This window comes from Microcoleus sp. FACHB-SPT15, from assembly GCF_014849525.1.
Classification (GTDB): domain Bacteria; phylum Cyanobacteriota; class Cyanobacteriia; order Cyanobacteriales; family Coleofasciculaceae; genus Symplocastrum; species Symplocastrum torsivum.
This window is the reverse complement of record NZ_JACJNU010000050.1, coordinates 97,566-119,832: the sequence shown is the minus strand read 5'-3', so window position 1 is coordinate 119,832 and position 22,267 is coordinate 97,566. Positions and strand designations below refer to the sequence as shown.

The window sequence follows — 22,267 nt, the reverse complement described above, 5'->3', positions numbered from 1 at the left end:
CTTACCTCCATACATATGTACTGTTTTTAAGATGCGCTGTTTACCAAATCGCTAAATCAGAATGGAGCATAGGTTATTCGTTGAATTGCAAAGGTTATCTCCTTCCGGTTAGCTCAATCGTTCTCCGAAATATAGTCATAGAACCAAATCAAGTTTCTGTATTTAAAGCAAGGCGATAAGAGGACTGTTATGAGACGCTTATTAATATTGACTGTATTCTTGGGTAGCCTTGCTGTTGGTTGCCAGGATTCTGACTTACCTCAGTCCTCTCCAATCAGTGAAGCGTCGAGTCCGTCAACAACAACGCCTGTGCAAACACCTCAAGCATCTAGTACATCTGAGGCTAAACCTTCAACTCAACCTAATACTCAGTTGACGGAAAGTCTAAACAGTGAACGAACTTGTGAGATTTCTGCCTATGTCATTGATACTGATCCAAAAGGGTTGAATGTGCGCTCTGGAGCAGGTAGCAATTACAAAATTATCGGAAATTTGCCGACAACTACAGCGGGTGTGGTTGTCGATCTTACAGCCTCCCAAGGCGATTGGGTACAGTTAACTCACGCAGAAAGCCCTCAAGGAGTTGAATTTCAGGGAACTGGCTGGATTTACTCGCAGTTGTTGGGGACGAGTACTCGTGGCTATGGTTCTGGGGGAGTTTCAGTTTACAAGAGTGCCAATACTCAAAGCGCAACAGTTGGTCGGATTCCGGAACAGACTACTGTCAAGCTTTTAAGTTGCGATCGCACTTGGGCTTTGGTTGAATATAAAGGTCTAAAAGGCTGGATTGCACCAAATGCTCAGTGTCCAAGTCCCTTCACTACCTGCTCATGAAACAAGCGATCGCTCTTAGTCATACCCTTCTTACCAAGGCGATCGCATTAGGATGAGGATATTCTACAAAGTAGACGGGTTAAGCCCCTTAACTTTTCTTAGCTGGCTATAGCCCTAGTCAACTTTGTAAGCGGCTTATAGGTATAAATTAATCTATGAAACTCTTTACTATTTTCATGGCAACTGGGCGACGTTGGTTAGCGGGAACGCTGGCTGTAGTTTGTGCGATCGCGCTTTCTTCCTGTAGTCCAGCCCAATACATCACCCAAGCCGCATCATCACCACAATTAGTCGTTAGTCAGACGACTGACCCAAAAACCTTTAACTACGCCTTAAGCAGTGAATCGCCTAACATTTTTAGCTACACCTATGAAGGGCTAATCACTGAAAATGGTCGGGGAGAAATAGAGCCTGCACTTGCCGAATCCTGGACAATGTCTGAGGACAAGCGGCAAATTGTCTTTACCTTGCGAGAAGGACTGAAATGGTCAGATGGCGCACCCTTAACCGCTGACGATGTAATTTTTACCTACAACGATGTCTTCTTCAATGAAGCCATTCCCACACCAATCCGAGATAGTTTAAAAATTGGGGAAAGTCAAGCACTGCCGACTGTGCGAAAACTCAATGAGCGTGAAATAGAATTTACTATCCCTGAACCCTTTGCCCCTTTTCTTCGCTCGGCAAGTCTTGCCATTTTACCTGCCCATGCACTGCGCGAGGCGATCAACACCAAAGATGCTAAAGGTAATCCTAAATTCCTCTCAACCTGGGGAACAGATACAGACCCAAACAAAATTATTACCAATGGCCCCTACCGACTCACGGGTTACGCCGCCAGCCAGCGCGTTGTCTTTGAACGGAATCCTTACTACTGGAAGAAAGACACTCAGGGCAATTCTCTACCTTATATCCAGCGTTTCACTTGGCAACTTGTTGAAAACACCGATACCTCTTTAATCCAGTTTCGTTCTGGGGGATTGGATATTGTCGGTGTCTCCCCCGCAACCTTTTCCTTGCTGAAGCGGGAGGAGGAACGGGGTAAATTTACAATCTACAACGGTGGTCCTGATTATGGCACAACATTTATTGCGTTCAACCTCAATAAAGGTAGGCGCAAAGGTCGTCCACTGGTAGATCCGATTAAGTCTCGTTGGTTCAACAACGTTGCCTTTCGACAAGCTGTTGCCTATGCGATTGATCGGCGAACGATCATTAACAATATTTTTCGAGGGTTAGGTGAACCTCAAAATTCCCCGATTTCCGTCCAAAGTCCCTATTACCTTTCTCCCAAAGAGGGCTTAAAGGTTTACGACTACAATCCTGAACGGTCGAAAGAATTACTTTTGCAAGCGGGATTTAAATACAATGCCAAAGGTCAACTGCTGGATGAAGCGGGGAATCGGGTGCGCTTTAGCTTACTAACAGGTGCAAGTAGTCGGGGCACTGAAGCAATGGCTTCTCAGATTAAACAAAACTTGAGCCTAATCGGTATGCAAGTGGATATAAATGCGATCGAGTTTACAACGCTCTTAGACAAGCTCAACAACACGATTGATTGGGAATGTTATCTCCTTGGCTTTACAGGAGGAATTGAGCCGAATGATGGCTCTAATATTTGGTCGCCCAACGGTGCATCCCATCGCTTCAATCAACCAGCCAAACCCGGACAACCTCCGATTGAAGGTCGAGAAATCTCGGATTGGGAACAGGAAATTGGTCGTCTGTATATTCAAGGCGCACAAGAGTTAGACGAAGCCAAGCGCAAAGCGATTTATGCGAAAACGCAACAAATTACCCAAGAGAATTTGCCCTTTATTTACCTAGTGAACCCACTGGCGCTAGCAGCAGTACGCGATCGCGTCAAGGGTGTGGAGTTTACTGCACTTGGGGGAACACTCTGGAACATTGACCAACTCAAGCTTGAAGACAACTAACCCAATCTGTTCTTCACACTCATCCGAGACAATCATCCGAGGCTGAAAACACTAGGATGAGATTATATGAAAAAGCTCAGTAACGTTACAGTATGAACCCTACTACCTTCTTGACCAGTACTCGCCGTCATTGGTTTTTAGGTATACTTCTTGCGATTTTAGCGATCGCTCTGGGTTCCTGTAGTCCGGCTGACTTTATCGCTCAATTTAAGTCTGAGGCGGCTCAAGTCCCCCAACTTGTTGCCAATGTTGGCACTGACCCTAAAACGTTTAACTATGCCCTGAGTCAAGAATCGCCTAACGTATTCGATTACATTTACGAGGGGTTAATCAGTGTAGATGGGCTTACTGGGGAACTTAATCCAGCCCAAGCTGAGTCCTGGGAAATTTCAGAGGACAAAAAGCGAATTGTCTTTACCCTACGAAAACACTTGAAGTGGTCAGATGGTAAACCCCTGACAGCAGATGATGTAGTTTTTACGTTCAATGACATCTACTTGAATGAACAAATTCCTGCCCCGACCAGAGATGTCCTCAGAATTGGAGAAAGTAACGCACTGCCGACTGTGCGAAAACTAGACGAGCGCCGAGTTGAATTTACAGTACCAGAACCTTTTGCACCCTTCCTTCTCTATGCGGGTGGAGCGCCAATCTTGCCAGCCCATGCTCTACGTCAATCGGTAAAGACCAAAGACTCACAGGGGAATCCTGTGTTTCTATCAACTTGGGGAACAGATACCGATCCAGACAAAATTATCGGCAATGGTCCCTATCGGATGGAAAGTTACAGCATCGGTCAGCGTGTAGTATTCCGACGTAACCCCTACTACTGGAAAAAAGATGCTCAGGGCAATCCTCTACCTTATATTGAGCGCTTCGTCTGGCAAATTATCGAAAACACTGATACAGCGTTATTACAGTTTCGCTCTAAAGAGGCTGATATCCTCGATATTTCCGCTGCAACGTTTGCCCTGCTGAAGCGAGAAGAAAATCGAGCTAATTTTACGATCCACAATGGTGGTCCCGACACGACCAGACTGTTTATGTGCTTCAACCTCAATAAAGGAAGCCGTAACGGAAAGCCTTTAGTCGATCCAATGAAATCTCGCTGGTTTAATAACGTTGCCTTTCGGCAAGCCGTTGCCTATGCCATTGACCGCCGAACCATGATTAACAACATTCTTCTGGGTTTGGGTGAACCGCAACATTCAATGATTCCGGAGAACAGTGCCTACTATCTCTCTCCGGAAAAGGGTCTAAAAGTTTACGACTACAACCCAGAAAAAGCGAAGAAATTACTGTTGGAGGCGGGATTCAAATATAACGATAGAGGTGAACTGTTTGATGAAAAAGGCAATCGCGTGCGCTTCACACTCTTGACTAATGCTGGGGGTAGACGCATCAGCTCTATTGGAACCCAAATCCTGCGAGATTTAAGTAAAATCGGCATTCAAGTTGACTTCCAATCCATTGACTTCAACGCGCTTTTAGACAAGCTCAACAACACGATGAATTGGGACGCTTACCTTGGCGCTATTGGCGGAGCTGGAATTGACCCGCACGGTGGTTCCACAATTTGGGCTTTAGATGGCGGATTACATCAATTCAACTCACAACCTCAACCAGGGCAACCTCCAATCAGAGGACAGGAATTTGCCGACTGGGAGCGGGAAATGGCTCGTCTCTATGTTGAGGGAGCGCAGGAGTTGGACGAAGCCAAACGCAAAGCGATTTATGCCGAAGGGCAACGCATCGCCCAAGAGAATTTACCTTTCATCCATCTAGTTAGTCCGCTAACTTTTGTGGCTGTACGCGATCGCGTTAAAGGTATAAAATACTCATCCCTTGGGGGTAGTCTGTGGAATCTCTACGAACTCAAACTCACAGACGAATATATAAAGTGATTACCCGGTTATTTCTCCTCAAAGGAAGCTGGTCTATCATCCGAAAAACTCCTAGTGGCACTGCAACATGATTTCTGCTGTGTTCTCGACTACTACTCTGCGTCGTTGGTTTTCCGTTTTACTCGCCTCAATTTTGGCGATCGCACTTTCAGGCTGTACTCTCTCTCAATTTAAAACCGAAGCTGCCCAAGTTCCCCAGATCGTGTTTCGCAATCCAGGCGATCCACAAAGCTTTAACTATGCGATGAACCAAGCATCACCCACCGTTTTTGGTTACATTTACGATGGCTTGATTACGGAAAATGGAGTGACTGCGGACATTGAACCAGCCCTAGCGGAATCTTGGGAAATTTCTGAAGACAGCAAGCAGATTGTCTTTACCCTGCGCGAAGGACTGAAGTGGTCTGATGGTGAACCACTGACAACCGATGATGTTGTTTTCACCTACAATGACATCTTCTTCAACGAGCGGATTCCCACAGATTTTAGAGATGTTCTCCGAATTGGTGAAAGTCGTGCTTTACCAAAAGTCCGTAAACTGGACGACCGCCGTGTAGAATTCACCGTGCCAGAGACGTTTGCCCCCTTCCTCCGAACAGTTGGCGGCGTAGCAATCTTGCCGGAACACGCCCTACGCGAAGCCGTATTCACTAACAACCGAGACGGAAAGCCGAAGTTTCTGTCTACCTGGGGAACTGATACAGATCCAAAGAAAATTATTGGCAGTGGTGCCTATACATTGGAGAGCTACACCCCATATGAACGGGTAATCTTTAGGCGTAATCCTTACTACTGGCGTAAAGATGCTCAGGGTAACCCACAGCCTTATGTTGAACGCCTAATTTGGCAAACTGTCGAATCGAGCGATACGGGCTTAATCCAGTTTCGTTCTGGGGGCTTAGATCTGCTTGAAATTGCTCCTAGTAGTTTTCAGCTACTCAAGCGGGAAGAGAAGCGAGGCAACTTTACCATTAAAAATGGTGGCCCTGACTTTGGGACTAATTTTATTACCTTCAATCTCAATAAAGGTCGCCGTAAGGGACGCCCATTAGTCGATCCGATTAAGTCGCGTTGGTTCAACACGCTTGCCTTTAGACAAGCCGTTGCCTACGCTCTTGATCGCCAAGCCATGATTAATAATGTCTTTCGTGGACTTGGTGAATTTCAAGATTCACCCATCTCTGTCCAAAGCCCTTACTATTTTTCCCCCAAAGAAGGTCTAAAAGTCTACGACTATAATCCAGAAAAGGCAAAAGAATTACTGCTGGGAGCGGGATTCAAATACAACAATAAAAACCAGTTGCTCGATGCAGATGGCAACCGCGTCCGCTTCACCCTATTGAGCCAAGCAGGTAGTAGAATCAGTGACTCAATAGGTTCGCAGCTTAAGTCCGATCTGAGTAAAATCGGGATTCAAGTCGATTTCACGCCCATTGATTTTGCCGTCATGATCGACAAGGTGCTGAACACACTCGAATGGGAATGTTATTTCGGACTGATTACTGGTGGCATTGAACCGAATAGTGGAGCGAATATCTGGTTGCCTGACGGTCAATTCCACCCCTTCAATCAGAAACCTCAACCCGGACAACCACCGATAGAAGGGCGGGAGGTAGCAGATTGGGAAGAAGAAATTGGTCGTCTCTATATCCAAGGCGCACAGGAGGTAGATGAGGCAAAGCGTAAGGAAATTTATGCCGAAACACAACGCCTCGCACAAGAGTACTTACCCTTTATTCATCTGGTGAATCCGCTGTCTCTGACAGCAGTACGCGATCGCATCCAAGGCGTAAAATACTCAGCGCTTGGGGGAACTCTGTGGAATGTCTATGAATTGAAAGCGATGGATTAATAGTCAAGATTGTCTCTCAAAGAAACGACAGAAGTTTATCATGGGTCGAAAGCTGAGTAGCACTGCCATATGAGTACCGTCTTGCCGAATCTCCGTCGTTGGTTATCTGTACTACTAACCTTGATTTTGTGGGTGATTCCTGAATTAGCTCTAGGAGGCTGTAACCCAACAGAGCTAAAAACAGAAGCGGCTCAAGTATCGCAACTGGTGCTACATACTATTAGCGATCCAAAAACCTTCAACTACGCCCTAAAAAGCGAGTTTCCAAATATTTTTCCTTTCACCTTTGAGGGGTTAACCTTTGCCAACGAGTTCACTGGAAAGATTGAGCCAGGTTTGGCGGAATCTTGGGAGAGTTTTGACAATAACCAGCGCTATATTTTTACCCTACGGGAGGGCTTGAAGTGGTCAGACGGTGTGCCATTGACAGCGGATGATGTTGTCTTTACTTATGAGGAGATTGTTTTTAATCCAGAGATTGCCACTGATCAAAAAGATGTTCTAAAAATTGGTACATCAGGCACTTTCCCTAAGATTAGAAGGCTGGATGAGCGTCGGGTTGAATTTACTCTACCAGAGCCTTTTGCTCCTTTTTTACGCATTACATCTGGACCACAAGATGGCATTGTTATCTTACCGAAACATATTCTCCGCGAATCGGTAATTACTAAAGATGCTAGCGGAAACCCGAAATTTGCCTCAACGTGGGGAACAGATGCAAATCCTCAAGAAATTGTTGTCAACGGCGCTTATCGCATTGCTAGCTATACACCTAGTCAACGTGTAGTTTTGGAGCGAAACCCTTACTACTGGCGCAAAGATGCTCAAGGCAAACCTCAGCCTTACATCCAGAGGATTGTCTGGCAAATTGTTGAATCACAAGAAACCGCTTTACTTCAGTTTCGTTCTGGGGGTTTAGATCTGACTGAGGGTTGGGGATATATGCCTGTTGAGCATTTTGGGCTACTCAAGCGGGAAGAAAAGCGAGGAAAGTTTAAGCTTCATACGGCAGAAGCAAGACCTGGTACGCTTTTTCTTTCCTTCAACCTCAACAAAGGTCAAAGAAAGGGACGTCCATTAGTTGATCCAATCAAGTCTCGTTGGTTCAATTCAGTGGAATTTCGACAAGCGATCGCCTATGCCCTCGATCGCCAGAGCATGATTAATAACACCCTACGTGGTTTGGGAGAGTTACAAAATTCACCAATTTCTTTACAAAGCCCCTACTACATTTCGCAACAAGAAGGTCTAAAAGTCTACGACTATAATCCTGAGCAATCAAAGGAATTATTAACAAAAGCAGGATTTAAATTTAACGATAGAGGACAATTACTTGACGCTGAAGGCAACCGAGTACGCTTCACGTTACTTACCAATGCAGAAAATAAAACTCGCGTAGCATTGGGAGCGCAAATTAAGCAAAACTTAAGCCAAATTGGTATTCAAGTCGATTTCAATCCGATCGCATTTAACACGCTGGTTGATAAACTTTCCAACACCCTAGACTGGGACTCTTATCTCTTAGGCTTCACGGGTGGTGTGGAACCACATGATGGGGCTAATGTTTGGTTACCAGATGGAGGATTACACGCCTTCAACCAGAAACCCCAACAGGGACAAGTACCGATTGAGGGCAGAGAAGTTTACGATTGGGAGGCCCAAATCGGTCGTCTCTATGTTGAGGGGGCAAAAACAGTAGACGAAGCAAAACGCAAAGCCATCTACGCCGAGACGCAACGTATTACGCAAGAGTATTTGCCGATGATTTACCTGGTGAATTCATTATCAATGTCGGCAGTACGCGATCGCATCCAAAACGTTAAATACAATGCCCTTGGTGGCGTTGTCTGGAATATCTATGAGTTGAAAGTCAGCGATTAACAAGCTTGATATCTACTTAGCATAGGATGAAGGTATAACAGCAGCCTGATGAGGCAGAGACACTCAACTCGCTGTAGGATTTAGGGTCATGGAAATCCAAAAACTGAACACTGATATTCCGTTTGATATCATTGCCCAAGACAAAAGTGGGACAACCATTCTACTCGTTGAGGTTAAAGCGAGACACCTCGCAGGCAAGCAACACAAGGATTGGTTCATTGAGAAAGTAAAATCGTATCTGCAAGCAGCAAATACAGAGATCCCCTTCGCCATGCTAGTTGATTTTGAAGATATTCAGATTTTTCGCTGTGACGGGACTGATTTGTCTGAACCAGTTAGCTACATTAAGACTGCCCCTGTACTCAGCCATTATGAAACCAGATACGGGGAAATACGAATATTTCATCATTACCTAGAGGGGCTAGTTGAAGCATGGCTGAGTGACTTAGCCTATCACTGGAAATCCCAAACACCGCCAGCTTCACAACAGTTAGCGGAAGTTGGTTTGTTACAGCAGATTGAAGATGGAACGACTTACTCTGGGATAGCACTAAGTGGTGAGACTGTATATTGAAACTAACTTCTTGATGAGCATTGCTACAGGACGCGACTCTCAAGCCTACAATTTGCTCTCAACACCACCATCATCAGTCCGCATCGCCATCCCCAGCATTTGCTGTATGGAAGCTCTTTCAGCGCTAGAGGAGGAGCTAAAGCGTCGCAACCGATTTGAGAACGAGTTGAATCTGCAAATCAGCCAATTACGACGAGACGTTACCTCACCTTATGCTAAGTCTCTCCTTTTCCATGTGAGGCAGTCTGTACTTGAAAATCGGGGGTTACTTAACGATATCAAAGAGCGTCTATTTCAAGCCCTCGATCAGCTTGCTGCTCAGGCTGAGATCATTGCCCTAACTGCCAATATGTTACAGACAAGCTTGAACACCGCTTTCTTTGAAAAAGAGCCTACTGACAATCTGATTCTGTACAACATCCTTCAGGATGCAAGCGTACATCCTACTGAAGTTAAGGTGTTTCTAAGTGGTAATGTCAAAGAATTCGGAGCGTTAGAAGTTCAGCAGCCTTTGCGGGACGCTGGTGTAGAACAGTATTTCAGGACAACCGAAAGTTTCCTAGGTTGGCTGAATTCTCAATCAACTTTGTAAGCTAGTTCGTACAGGATAATGATAATTTTCTCCTGTTCCCTAACCAGGTGTTGTGGGAACAGTTATCAATTTAAAGTGACCGAATAAACAATTTTTGTAATAATGACTCAACCTGAAGCTCTACAATCTCTACTCGAAGCTGTTGCTGCTGGTAACGTGACGCCAGCTAGTGCCCTAGACAAACTGAAAAATCTTGCGTTTGAGTCAGTCGGGGATTTTGCCAAAATCGACCATCACCGCACCTTAAGAACTGGCTTTCCTGAAGTAATTTGGGGCTTAGGGAAAACGCCTGAACAAATTGCACAAATTATGGAGGTGATGCGATCGCGTAATCCTCTAGTTATGGCAACCCGAATTGAGCCAGATGTCTTTACCAAACTGCAAGAAAAAGTCCCCGGCTTGCAATACTATCCAACTGCCCGGATTTGCACATTAGTACAAGGAACAATCCAATCTAAATATTCAGGAATTATCAGTGTTATTTGTGCAGGTACATCTGACTTACCCGTCGCGGAGGAAGCCGCTGTAACGGCTGAATTATGTGGTTTTCAAGTCAAGCGCCTCTGGGATGTTGGGGTGGCTGGTATCCACCGCTTGCTGAGTAATCAACACGTAGTTACCGAGGCAGATGTTCTGATTGTCGTCGCTGGAATGGAAGGGGCGTTACCTAGTGTTGTCGCAGGTTTGGCAGATTGCCCAGTGATTGCAGTGCCTACCAGTATTGGCTACGGTACAAGTTTTGGCGGCATTGCTCCTCTTCTGACAATGCTCAACTCGTGTGCGCCTGGAATCGGAGTTGTCAATATTGATAATGGATTTGGGGCAGCGATTTTGGCAGGGCAAATCCTGAGAACTGCTCACAAGCTCAAACCAACTATTGATCAATAGCTCTCATGCAATAGCACTTGTAGGGGCGCAAGCCTTGCGCCCCTACTGGTTGAGATTAGAGGATTTAATTCAGCCAACCCTTAAGGCGTCGAGCCACTTGGGGACGGCGTAACTTACGCATGGCTTTGCTTTGGATCTGACGGACACGCTCACGGGAAAGATTGAACATACCACCTACTTCTTCCAAGGTGTAGGGTTCACTGCTTGCTAAACCATAGCGAAGTGATATAACATCTTTTTCTCTTTCTGTCAATACATCACTTAAGACATCCCAGATTTCTTGGCGCATCATGGTTTCGCTCATCTGCTCCTCTGGCAAACGCAGATCATTATCTTCGAGCAAATCCACGAGTTCTGTATCTTCTCCCTTACCAACTCGGTGGTTGAGAGAAAGCGATCGCCTACGCAACTGTAGTAGCTGACGCAAGTGGGATGGTGTAATTTCTAACGCTTGGGCTAGCTCCTCTTCATTGGGGTTGCGTTGCAGTTCTTGCTTGAGGTCACGCTGAGCTTTCTTGAGTTTATTTAATTTTTCAACAATATGAATTGGCAAACGAATCGTTCGAGCATCATTAGCGATCGTGCGAGTAATCGCCTGACGAATCCACCAATATGCATAGGTAGAAAATTTATAACCTTTGTTTGGATCGAACTTTTCCGTCGCCCGATTCAAACCCAAGGCTCCTTCTTGAATCAAATCCAGGAAAGGAACACCACGGTTTAAATATCTTTTAGCAATTGATACCACTAAGCGCAGGTTGGAGCGAATCATTTTACGCTTTGCCACACGAGCGCGGTAGAGACGACTTTCTAGCTGACGTTCTGTAAGATTGAGTGCTTTGGCAACTTCCGCTTTACTAGGCTTATGTCCTAATTCTGTCTCCAATCGTTGTTGGAGTTCATCCATTTCCAGTAAAAACTGGACACGATTGGCTAGTTCAATCTCTTCTTCTGGCTTAAGCAGCGGGTAACGTGCCATTTCTTTGAAAAAAGCACCTACCGTGTCATCCGAGCTAGTTTTGCGATATCCAGATGCACGTCCGGCTGCCAAATGATCCCCTGCTTCCGAGAATTCAACTTCTACAAGACTCAAGTCAGCTTCCTCTACCTCAAAATTATCAGGAGGAGAAAAATCTGTATCTTCTGTAGACTTGAGATTATCAATCTGGTTCAATTCAGCAATGTTCATGGCGAGCTTCGAGTTATGAGTGTACGAGAGATTGAGAGAAGGTGGCTCTCTTGTGACTAACGCTATACGGTGACAAGAATTAAACGATTCTTGACGCAAGTGGTTTGCGACACCGAAAGTGGCTCAAGAGTGCAGGAAACTCTAAATGGCAGGAGGATGAGCTAGAGAGGCGTGAAGCGGAACTAGATCCAAGGGAAGATTCTAAAACCCTTTTAATGATTGACTCCCCAGCTTTAGAAATCCGAAAACACTGATTCTAAGGCTATCAGAAGTAAAATAGTTAGCTGTTCCCCTGATTACAAAAGGCTAATTATTAAGTATTTTTACGGCTTAGACAAAACTAGTGTGCTTCAGGAAACAGAAGAACTACCGTCAATTAAGCCGGGGTCATAATTCCTGATACCGACAAGAATTTTCACATTTCACAGCCATAGACCTATAAAAATTTGGACACTGAGACTGAAACGTAGGCAAATATTTGCCCACTAGCTTGAATGATTGGTTTTTTCAATTAACTTTGCTTCTAGACACAGAATCTCACACACGCTTGGGCTATCCTCTCTACCAATAGTGAGAAAAGCGAGTACTTTCATAGAGTCAGTAGGAGGGGACGATGAGTCGTAGTGAGAGCAACTGTTGTAGCTTCCTCTACTCTCAAAGATTTCTCGGCTGAAGCCAGCTAAAATTGACAAGTCTGATACAAGCCTTCCACAAGTGGCAGCGAGAAGTTTTGGTAAGTAGAGTTCACGATATGACTAATCCTCATTTGGGTCTGGTGCTGGCTGAGCGTGGAGCGTCTTATCAGCTTGGTGATAGCCAGAATCAGTGGGTTGATGTGCTGGTGGATGGTCCCGGAGTGCAAGGGCTATTTACTTACCGATTACCGCCAGACTTATCGGTTAACCCTGGAGATGTCTTAAGTGTCCCGTTTGGGGCGCAACAAATGGGAGCGATCGCATTTCAGATTGCGGACTCACCGCCCCCTGGATTGGCACCAGATAAAATTCGGGAGGTCGAAGACGTTATTTGTCGTGCGTTCTTTCCAGCTTCCTACTGGCTACTGTTGGGGCGAGTTGCTCAATATTACTGCACGCCACTGATGTCGGTGATACGGGTTGCTCTGCCACCAAGATTGCTAGGGCGATCGCAACGTCGCATTCGCCTCAATCCCTCTGCACTCCCAAACCAGGCTGATACATTTGTCGGTACAACTGCGCGTCAACTCTTGGGACTGCTCCAAGCTCAACCCGATGGCGACTACAGTTGGCAATATCTCCAACGTCAGGTGAGAGGTGCAAGCCGGGGATTACGGGAATTACTTAAACGTGGTTGGGTTGAAAGTTATCTAGAACAGCCCAAACCCTCACGTCCAAAATTAAGACAAGCTGTAACACTGGCTACAGGGATGTTATCTCTGGAGCTAACGGGACGGCAACGAGAAGTTTTGGAGGTGCTGAGGCGTCGTGGCGGTGATTTGTGGCTGACAGAATTGCTACAGATTTCCAACGCTAGTTCTTCAACAATCAAGGCACTGGAGCAAAAAGGCTATGTTGTCATTCAACAACGGGAAATCTTACGCACAGCGACAGAACCAAGATTAGCTGGAGACGGAGCCAAAGCCTTGACTCGATCACAGAGTCAGGCTTTAGAGGTGATTAATCGTCTTAATGGCTTTGCCCAAGTTCTACTGCATGGGGTTACAGGGTCTGGGAAGACAGAGGTATACCTACAAGCGATCGCACCTATCCTAGAACAAGGAAAATCTGCCCTTGTCTTAGTGCCAGAAATTGGTCTAACTCCTCAACTCACAGACCGTTTCCGCGCCCGTTTTGGCAACAAAGTTAACGTTTATCACAGTGCCCTCTCCGATGGCGAACGCTACGACACTTGGCGACAGATGCTTACAGGTGAGCCACAAGTCGTGATTGGCACCCGCAGTGCAATTTTTGCGCCCTTACCCCAACTCGGTTTAATCATCTTGGATGAAGAGCATGACTCTAGCTTCAAACAAGACCAACCTGCACCCACCTACCACGCCCGTACCGTCGCCCAGTGGCGTGCCGAGTTAGAAAACTGCCCCCTAATCTTAGGTTCTGCCACCCCTTCTTTAGAAACCTGGGTGAGTGTTAGCACTCAGCACTCAGCACTCAGCACTCAGCAGTTAGAACCTTCCTCTTACCCCGTAACTCTTACTTCTTATCTCTCCCTTCCAGAGCGAATTCACTCGCGACCGATGCCGCCAGTGGAAGTAGTGGATATGCGGCAGGAGTTACAGCAAGGCAATCGCTCAATTTTTAGCCGTTCCCTCCAAAATGCTTTGCAGCAAATGCAAGCTAAGAAACAACAGGGAATTTTATTTATCCACCGTCGGGGACATAGCACATTTGTGTCTTGCCGCAGTTGTGGATATGTGGTTGAATGTCCGCATTGTGATGTCTCATTGTCCTATCACTACACTCATGAAGGCGCGGCTGAGTTGCTCCGGTGTCACTACTGTAACTACACCCGTATCCATCCCCGCAACTGCCCGGAATGCGGTTCTCCCTATTTAAAATTTTTCGGTAGTGGTACCCAGCGTGTTGCCCAGGAATTAGCTAAAGCTTTTCCCAACTTGCGCCTTATCCGCTTTGATAGTGATACTACCCGAACCAAGGGAGCGCACCGGACACTGTTAACACGCTTTGCCAATGGAGAAGCTGACCTTTTGGTTGGAACTCAAATGCTTACCAAGGGGCTAGATTTAGCGCAGGTAACTTTGGTTGGTGTTATTTCAGCCGATGGACTACTGAATTTAGCAGATTATAGAGCAGCAGAACGGGCTTTTCAGACTCTAACTCAGGTGGCAGGTCGTGCGGGACGTGGCGATGACCCTGGACGAGTGATTATTCAAACCTATTCTCCACAACATCCAGTTATTCAAGCGGTACAGCGTCACGATTATGAATCCTTCATTCAAGCAGAACTAGAACAACGGGAAGCACTGAACTATCCCCCTTATGGACATCTCATTCTTTTCCGGTTGAGTGGTTTGGATGCAGCACAAGTGGAAAATGCCGCAGAACAGCTAGCAGATTGGTTAGGTACTACTGGGTTAGATTACGAAATATTGGGACCAGCACCAGCCAGTATCATGCGAGTTGCCCGTCGTTATCGTTGGCAAATTTTGCTCAAGTTTTCTCCAGACGTATCTGTAGAATTGCCAGATTTAAATGAGCTACGAGCAATTTGTCCCAAAGATGTCAGTCTTACTATTGATGTAGATCCACTAAATATGATGTGATGCTTGCTTGGCTAAATTTTTGCAAGTAAGAGCCGAATTGCTTTATCTAAATCACAAGCCTCAACTAATATCTCACAACTTCCAGATGCTAATCAGCTTTTTCGCCTTGGGATCTAGCCTAATCGCTTGTTGAAACGCTAGCTCTGCACCATTGATGTAGTTTTGTTTATGAAGAATAGCCCCTTGAAATAGATAAGCGATCGCATTTTTATGTTGCGCTAAAGCCTCTTGAATAGTCTTATTAGCTTCTGCGGTATTACCCAAGTCTTGCTCTACCAGTGCCAGACCTATCTTGGCTTCTTGTAAGGTTGGTTCTAACTCTATAGCGGTTTTGTGAGCAATACGAGCGGCTTCCAAATCGCCCAAGCGCCGATCAGCTTCTCCTATGTTAGTGTAGAGGGTTGCCTTCTTGGGATGCTTCTGAATTTGATCTCGATAGCAGTGGATTTTATCGATTAGGTAGTCTTTTTCCTCTTCACTTGGAAGAGTGTACGTCAACATATTAGACAATGGATCGTAAATTAAAAATCCACTACAACCGCTAGTCCCCTGATTATCCGTTACTGCAACTGTGCCACAGAAAAAGATAAGAACTCCAAAGATTGTAGCGATGATGGTCGCAACACTCGCAATCATACCAACCCAGTGACTAGTCGATTCAATCACTTGTTGAGCGTTAAACACTTGCAAAAACCCTCTAATCCTGACTATACACTTATTGTTCCCACGTCTAAACGCTTAGGAACATGAGGGAAAAAGCGATCGTCTGCCCCAACGCTAACGCTACCCGTGAAGTTGATCGCCCTTCATCTGGAAGCCTTTTCTCTCGCCATCCCACCCACTCAAATCGCTCAAGTCATCAAATTTAGATAAAACAGCAACAAATAATGATGGTGGGAGCATTTAAAATAGTCAGGTCTAAAACTGTCACACACCGACGGACTATCGACTATGCCTCGCCGCGACGACCTCCACAAAATTTTACTCTTGGGTTCTGGCCCAATTGTCATTGGACAAGCCAGTGAGTTTGACTACTCCGGCACTCAGGCGTGTAAAGCACTCCGGGAAGAAGGTTACGAAGTCGTGCTGGTAAACTCCAATCCCGCCAGCATCATGACTGACCCGGAAACCGCTGACCGCACCTACATTGAGCCGCTAACACCGGAAATTGTGGAGAAGGTTATTGAAAAAGAGCGACCGGATGCCCTGCTACCAACAATGGGAGGTCAGACAGCGCTGAACATCGCCGTTACTCTTGCCAAGAATGGGGCACTAGAGAAGTACGGCGTTGAGCTAATTGGGGCGAAGCTTCCAGCAATTGAGATGGCAGAAGACCGCCAGTTGTTTAAAGAAGCAATGGCACGGATTGGAGTCGGTGTCTGTCCTTCGGGAATCGTTAATAACATGGATGAGGCAAAGGTAATTGCCGAAGAAATTGGCAGCTATCCCTTAATCATTCGCCCTGCCTATACTCTTGGCGGCACAGGTGGTGGTATTGCCTACAACCAGGAAGAATATGAAGAAATGGCTCAGGTAGGCTTGGATGCCTCGCCAGTCTCTCAAATCCTCGTTGAGCAATCGCTACTAGGGTGGAAAGAGTACGAACTCGAAGTGATGCGCGACTTAGCAGATAACGTTGTCATCATCTGCTCGATTGAAAACCTCGACCCAATGGGCATCCATACAGGGGACTCGATCACCGTTGCCCCCGCGCAAACCCTAACTGATAAAGAGTATCAGCGGCTGCGGGATGCCTCGATTAAAATCATCCGCGAGATTGGCGTAGAAACAGGCGGCTCAAATATCCAGTTTGCGGTGAATCCCGTTACGGGTGATGTGATTGTCATTGAGATGAACCCCCGCGTTTCCCGGAGTTCGGCTCTTGCATCAAAGGCAACGGGTTTCCCCATTGCTAAGTTTGCCGCTAAGCTTGCTGTGGGCTACACGCTGGATGAAATTCCCAACGACATCACCAAAAAGACACCAGCTTCTTTTGAACCGACGATTGACTATGTGGTGACGAAGATACCCCGGTTTGCCTTTGAAAAGTTTCCCGGTTCTGAACCCGTGCTGACAACGCAGATGAAATCAGTTGGGGAAGCAATGGCAATTGGGCGGACATTTCACGAGTCATTTCAGAAAGCCTTGCGCTCAATTGAAACGGGGCGTTACGGTTGGGGGTGTGATAAGGCTGAGAAGCTACCTTCTTTAGAGCAAATCCGCCCAGGTTTAAGAACACCGAATCCAGAACGGATTTTCACGATTCGCCACGCTTTCTTGCTGGGGATGACGGTGGAGGAAATCTACGAACTGACTGGGATTGACCCGTGGTTTTTGGATAAGTTGGAGGAGTTACTCGAAACCGAGAAATTCCTGAAGCGTACTGCCTTAGAAAAGCTCTCCAAAGAGGAGTTATGGGGAATTAAACGGCAGGGATTTAGCGATCGCCAAATTGCCTTTGCAACCAAAACTTCAGAAGACGAAGTTCGCGCTTACCGTAAAAATTTGGGCATTGTGCCAGTCTACAAGACAGTTGATACCTGCGCGGCGGAGTTTGAAGCGTTAACACCTTACTACTATTCCACCTATGAGGAAGACTCAGAGGTACTACCGTCCGATAACCGCAAGGTGTTGATTTTAGGCGGTGGCCCTAACCGAATTGGACAGGGGATTGAGTTTGACTATTGTTGCTGTCATGCCGCTTATTCCTTGAGTAAAGAGGGATTTGAAACCATAATGGTTAACTCAAATCCGGAGACGGTTTCGACAGACTATGACACAAGCGATCGCCTGTACTTTGAACCGCTTACCAAGGAAGATGTTCTCAATATCATTGAAGCGGAGAATCCAGAGGGCGTGATTATCCAATTTGGAGGGCAGACGCCACTCAAGCTGGCAGTTCCTCTGCAAGAATTTTTGAGTCGCCCCGAAACCAAGGAAGCACTCAAGACCGAAATTTGGGGGACTTCTCCCGATTCTATCGACACGGCAGAAGACCGGGAACGGTTTGAAAAAATATTACGCCAACTAGACATCAAACAGCCACCGAATGGTCTTGCCCGCAGTTATGGAGAAGCGCTGGAAATCGCCAAGCGCGTTACCTATCCTGTCGTGGTTCGCCCTTCCTACGTGCTCGGTGGACGAGCAATGGAAATTGTCTACTCTGATGCCGAACTGGAACGCTACATGACCTTTGCGGTGCAGATAGAACCAGAACATCCAATTTTGATTGATAAATTCTTGGAGAATGCTATCGAGGTAGATGTCGATGCGATCGCCGATCACACAGGCATGGTTGTCATTGGCGGCATCATGGAGCATATCGAACAAGCCGGAATTCACTCTGGTGATTCAGCTTGCTCCTTACCCGTCGTTTCTTTGCCACCCGCTGTTGTGGACAAGATTCGCACTTGGACAGTGCAGTTGGCAAAAGCCCTCAAGGTAGTTGGGCTGATGAATATCCAGTTTGCCGTTGTTGGTACCCAAGGCTATTCGCCCCAAGTGTACATCCTAGAAGCCAACCCTCGTGCCTCTCGAACTGTGCCCTTTGTTTCCAAAGCAACGGGTGTACCTTTAGCGGGGCTTGCCTCCCGGATTATGTCTGGACAAACCCTAGAGTCTCTGGGTTTAACCAAGGAACCAATACTCCAACACATAGCTGTTAAGGAAGCTGTATTGCCGTTTGAGAAGTTTGCAGGTACAGACCCAATTCTAGGGCCTGAAATGCGCTCTACTGGTGAAGTGATGGGGATTGATACGGACTTTGGTAAGGCGTTTGCCAAGGCAGCATTAGGCGCGAATCAACACTTGCCTCTCTCTGGTACCGTGTTTGTCTCAACGAATGACCGTGATAAGCCCGGTGTTGTCCCAGTCGTAAGAGACTTTATGGAGCTAGGCTTCCATATTGTCGCAACAGAAGGTACAAGGAAAGCCCTAAAAGACCATGGGGTAGATGTTGAATTGATCTTGAAACTTCATGAAGGGCGTCCCAATGTCATGGATGCGATTAAAAATAAGAAGATTCAGTTGATTATCAACACACCTTCCGGGGAAGAAGCACGAGTAGATGGGCGTTTGCTTCGTCGTTCAGCTTTGGCTTACAAAGTTCCCATCATTACCACGCTTTCTGGAGCAAAAGCGGCGGCGGCAGCCATTCGTTCCTTGCAGTCACAGCCGTTGGATGTGAAGGCATTGCAAGACTACATTTACTAACAAGGAACTACGCAAATATTCTTTTGAACTACTATCTGTAAGGGCGCACGGCTGTGCGCTCTTACTATATGTTTGTGTGAAGTATAGCAGTCGCCTTGGCGACTCTTGAATCTCGCCAAATACTGAAACCTTGACCAATCAATCTTCTGTCTTGTGCCTTCTGCTATAACTTGTCAGGGAACCTCTTAGCTAGAGTGCGATCGCTGTGACAGTTCCTTTTGTCCTGTACTTGACTTTTTCCCAATAAGGAGGTGGACTTCCATTTCCCCCTTGCCTTTCACCTGAATCAACCCTCGCTCTTCAAGCAGATAGTCATCTCGTAATCGCTCATAAGTCGCTTGAGTAACCTGAATGCAGCCGGAAATTCCATGGGATTCCATGCGGCTTGCTGTATTCACGGTATCGCCCCACAAGTCGTAAATAAACTTTTTGATGCCAATTACACCAGCAACGACGGGACCTGTGTTGATGCCAATCCGAATGCTGAGCCTCTCACCCGTCTCGGCATTGAATTGGGCAATTTCTCTTTGCATATCCAGCGCCATTTCGGCAACAGCCTCTACATGATCGGGACGAGGAGTCGGCAAACCTCCCACGACCATATAGGCATCCCCAATCGTCTTAATCTTCTCCAACCCATGCTTTTCAGCTAGTAGGTCAAACGTTGAAAAGATTCGGTTAAGCAACTTTACCAATTCTATGGGCGATACACAAGATGAAAACTTTGTAAAGCCAACAATGTCAGCAAACAGGACGGTGACGTCGGCGAAGTGGTCAGCAATTGAGTCAGTCTCGTGTTTCAGGCGAAAGGCAATCTCAGACGGCAAGATATTTCGTAGCAGTCGCTCAGACTTTTCCTTCTCAACAAGCAAGGCTTCCTCCGCCTGCTTGCGATTTCTAGCTTCCATCGCCAAAGTCGCCATGTACGCTAAGTAGTTGGCAAAGTTCTGTTCTTCCAGCTTCCAGTGACGAGGTGTCCCTACGTGTTCCAGACAAAGGACTCCTACGGTGTTACCACCCAGGCGAATCGGCATATCCAACATAGAGGCAATCCCCAAAGGCGCTAGATAAGATGCCGAAAATTCTTGAGTCCGAGAATCAGTATAGGCATTATCAGCTGCGATCTCACGCTCTAACTGCAAGGCTTGAAAATATCCAGGATAGTCAACAGCCGCTAACTCCATCCCTTCTGAATACCGTTGGGCACTAAGTTCGTGCAGTTTGATGCAGTGAATCTTCGAGCGGTCGTTGTTGTAGAGCCATACACTCGCCCGCTCAATGTCCAAGGTTTGTGCTGCTGTCTTAGTAATCTCAGAAAAAGCTGCACTGATGTCGCCAGTGTAGAGAGGCTGACATTTTGCTAGTTCCAGCAGTGCCGTCTGCTGCTTCCGCAATCGGGTTTTACTCTGCTGTAGCGATTCTAGGAAACCTCGATTTTGGGCTTCGCTTCTACGGAGTGCGATTTCCGCCTGCTGGCGCTCGGTGATATCAATACCAGCAGCAATGAAGTACCTAACCGAACCATCAGCGTTTTTGAGAGCATTACCCGACCAGACAATCAGTCGGCGCTCTTCATCCTTTGTTACCCAGTAGTTTTCTGACTCGTCTGGAAACTCACCATTTCGCAACTCTTCAAAGATTGCTTTTACTGGCTCCACTTCTTCTGGAATGATGAACAAATCCCAGAAACACTGACCTCTCACCTCAGCGAATGAGTAACGGGTAAGCCTTTCGCAAGCTCGGTTAAAGCGGATAATTTGCCCCTCTGGATTGAGTACTACTATCAAAGCGCTCGCTGTATCCAAGACAGCAGAAGCAAAATCACGCTCTGCTGCTAATGTCTCTTCTACCCTCTGGCGCTCAGCCATTTCTCGATTAATGAAGTAGTAGACCCAAGCCAAGACGATAAGCACCAGCAAGATGCCGAGCCATAAGGCAATTAGCTCAGTTTGCTGTCTCCTGATTTCAGTCTGCTGCTGGAGCAAAGACTCTTGCTCGTTCTTCATTTGTGTGAGTTCTTTTTGGATCTCATCCCTTAGCTGCTTTCCCTCAGCCAACAGCACTACTTGCAATGCTGCCTCAGAGTTCCGGAGTCGTAAGTCAGTACCCTTGTTTAGCAAAGCCAGTTTCCTGGCAATTAAAGGTTCAAGCGTATCGAGCTTTTGCTGTTGTTTGGGATTCTTGGCACTTAATTGCTGGAGTTCCTTGAGGCTTTGCTCAACGTCTGCAACGGCAGCTTGATAAGATTTCAGATAAGCTTTTTCTCCAGCGATTAGGTAGCTCTGCTGCTCAGTTTCGGCTTCTGTAAGCTGGGAAAGTAAATCTTGGATATTTCCACTAACCTGTTGGTTGTTTTCTACTCTCGCAACCGTATCAATAAATCGGCTCGTGTTCCGGTACGAGATAGCACCAATCACAACCAGTATTGTCGCTGCCGCTCCCAATCCGCCAGCTATTCTTTTGAAAAATCGCTTGCGCGTCTTCTTTCCCTGTAGCCGCTCAGTAATGGTGCGTGCCAGAGCCGCTAAACTACGTCGTAGCTCCAGTTGGACTACCGCTTGGCGACCTAAGGCTTGTAAGGCTTCTATCTGTTGAGGTTCGAGTTCTCGTGGAACATAGTCAATTACACACAACGTTCCCAATGCCTGACCATCTGGTGTAATCAAAGGCACACCAGCATAAAACCGGATATGGGGAGGATTAGTGACCAGTGGGTTCGTAGCAAACCGTTCATCAGCTCGTGCGTCCGGAATAATCATAATGTCCGGTTGCAGAATGGCATGAGCGCAGAAGGCAATACTACGTGGTGTTTCCGATACGTCCAGACCTACCTTTGACTTGAACCACTGGCGGTTGGCATCAATCAAGCTAACCAATGTAGTAGGGGCACCACAAATTAACGCCGCCAAACGGGTGATATCATCAAATCCTTTTTCAGGAGCGGTATCGAGAATTTGAAGCTGGCGAAGTGCCTTGAGCCTCGTCGCTTCGTTTTTAGGCAGTGGGGCTTCCATCTGGAGGAATTGCTTCTGTTTGCATTTGCATTGACACTGATGCTCCTGATCTATATTGTTACTAAGCTGTCGCACCTACAACTTGCATTATGGCAGTTGCTAAAAGCCTC

At 46.5% G+C, this 22,267-nt stretch carries 13 protein-coding genes; 10 read left to right on the top strand and 3 right to left on the bottom strand.

Annotated features, from left to right (window positions below; translation table 11 throughout):
• Positions 1-189 precede the first annotated feature (189 nt).
• From H6F98_RS17585 to larB, 8 genes are all read left to right on the top strand, one after another.
• A complete protein-coding gene (locus tag H6F98_RS17585) occupies positions 190-834 on the top strand; it encodes an SH3 domain-containing protein (RefSeq protein WP_192219991.1) in 645 nt (214 codons plus the stop codon).
• Between the two features lie 155 nt (positions 835-989).
• Positions 990-2,771 (top strand): ABC transporter substrate-binding protein, encoded by a 1,782-nt coding sequence (locus H6F98_RS17580; RefSeq protein WP_192219990.1) that lies wholly within the window; start codon positions 990-992, stop codon positions 2,769-2,771.
• 92 nt (positions 2,772-2,863) lie between these two features.
• Complete coding sequence (locus H6F98_RS17575; protein WP_192219989.1) at positions 2,864-4,675, top strand: ABC transporter substrate-binding protein; 1,812 nt, start codon at positions 2,864-2,866, stop codon at positions 4,673-4,675.
• 67 nt (positions 4,676-4,742) lie between these two features.
• Entirely contained in the window at positions 4,743-6,527 is a 1,785-nt protein-coding gene (locus tag H6F98_RS17570) for an ABC transporter substrate-binding protein (RefSeq protein WP_192219988.1), read from the top strand.
• Between the two features lie 69 nt (positions 6,528-6,596).
• Entirely contained in the window at positions 6,597-8,408 is a 1,812-nt protein-coding gene (locus tag H6F98_RS17565) for an ABC transporter substrate-binding protein (protein WP_192219987.1), read from the top strand.
• 88 nt (positions 8,409-8,496) lie between these two features.
• A complete protein-coding gene (locus H6F98_RS17560; RefSeq protein WP_192219986.1) occupies positions 8,497-8,982 on the top strand; it encodes a hypothetical protein in 486 nt (161 codons plus the stop codon).
• Positions 8,966-9,574: a PIN domain-containing protein gene (locus tag H6F98_RS17555; protein ID WP_192219985.1), complete on the top strand. Its 609-nt coding sequence runs from the start codon at positions 8,966-8,968 to the stop codon at positions 9,572-9,574. Before H6F98_RS17560 ends, H6F98_RS17555 begins: the two co-directional genes overlap by 17 nt.
• Before the next feature lie 102 nt (positions 9,575-9,676).
• Positions 9,677-10,462 (top strand): nickel pincer cofactor biosynthesis protein LarB, encoded by a 786-nt coding sequence (gene larB, locus H6F98_RS17550; protein ID WP_192219984.1) that lies wholly within the window; start codon positions 9,677-9,679, stop codon positions 10,460-10,462.
• A gap of 64 nt (positions 10,463-10,526) precedes the next feature.
• Here the strand turns inward: larB and H6F98_RS17545 are convergent, their stop codons facing one another.
• Positions 10,527-11,651, bottom strand: a complete 1,125-nt coding sequence (locus H6F98_RS17545) for an RpoD/SigA family RNA polymerase sigma factor (RefSeq protein WP_192219983.1) — start codon at positions 11,649-11,651, stop codon at positions 10,527-10,529.
• Between the two features lie 751 nt (positions 11,652-12,402).
• Between H6F98_RS17545 and priA the strand changes: the two genes are divergently transcribed.
• Positions 12,403-14,931 carry a primosomal protein N' gene (gene priA / locus H6F98_RS17540; protein WP_192219982.1) on the top strand — a complete coding sequence of 843 codons (2,529 nt, stop codon included), beginning with the start codon at positions 12,403-12,405 and terminating at the stop codon, positions 14,929-14,931.
• A 72-nt stretch (positions 14,932-15,003) separates the two neighbouring features.
• On the opposite strand, the gene H6F98_RS17535 is transcribed toward priA, so the two are convergent.
• Complete coding sequence (locus tag H6F98_RS17535; protein ID WP_192219981.1) at positions 15,004-15,615, bottom strand: tetratricopeptide repeat protein; 612 nt, start codon at positions 15,613-15,615, stop codon at positions 15,004-15,006.
• Positions 15,616-15,882: 267 nt separating this feature from the next.
• Between H6F98_RS17535 and carB the strand changes: the two genes are divergently transcribed.
• Positions 15,883-19,143, top strand: a complete 3,261-nt coding sequence (gene carB, locus H6F98_RS17530; RefSeq protein WP_192219980.1) for a carbamoyl-phosphate synthase large subunit — start codon at positions 15,883-15,885, stop codon at positions 19,141-19,143.
• 185 nt (positions 19,144-19,328) lie between these two features.
• Here carB and H6F98_RS17525 read toward each other — a convergent pair whose 3' ends face one another.
• Positions 19,329-22,157 carry an adenylate/guanylate cyclase domain-containing protein gene (locus tag H6F98_RS17525; protein WP_192219979.1) on the bottom strand — a complete coding sequence of 943 codons (2,829 nt, stop codon included), beginning with the start codon at positions 22,155-22,157 and terminating at the stop codon, positions 19,329-19,331.
• Between the last annotated feature and the right edge of the window lie 110 nt (positions 22,158-22,267).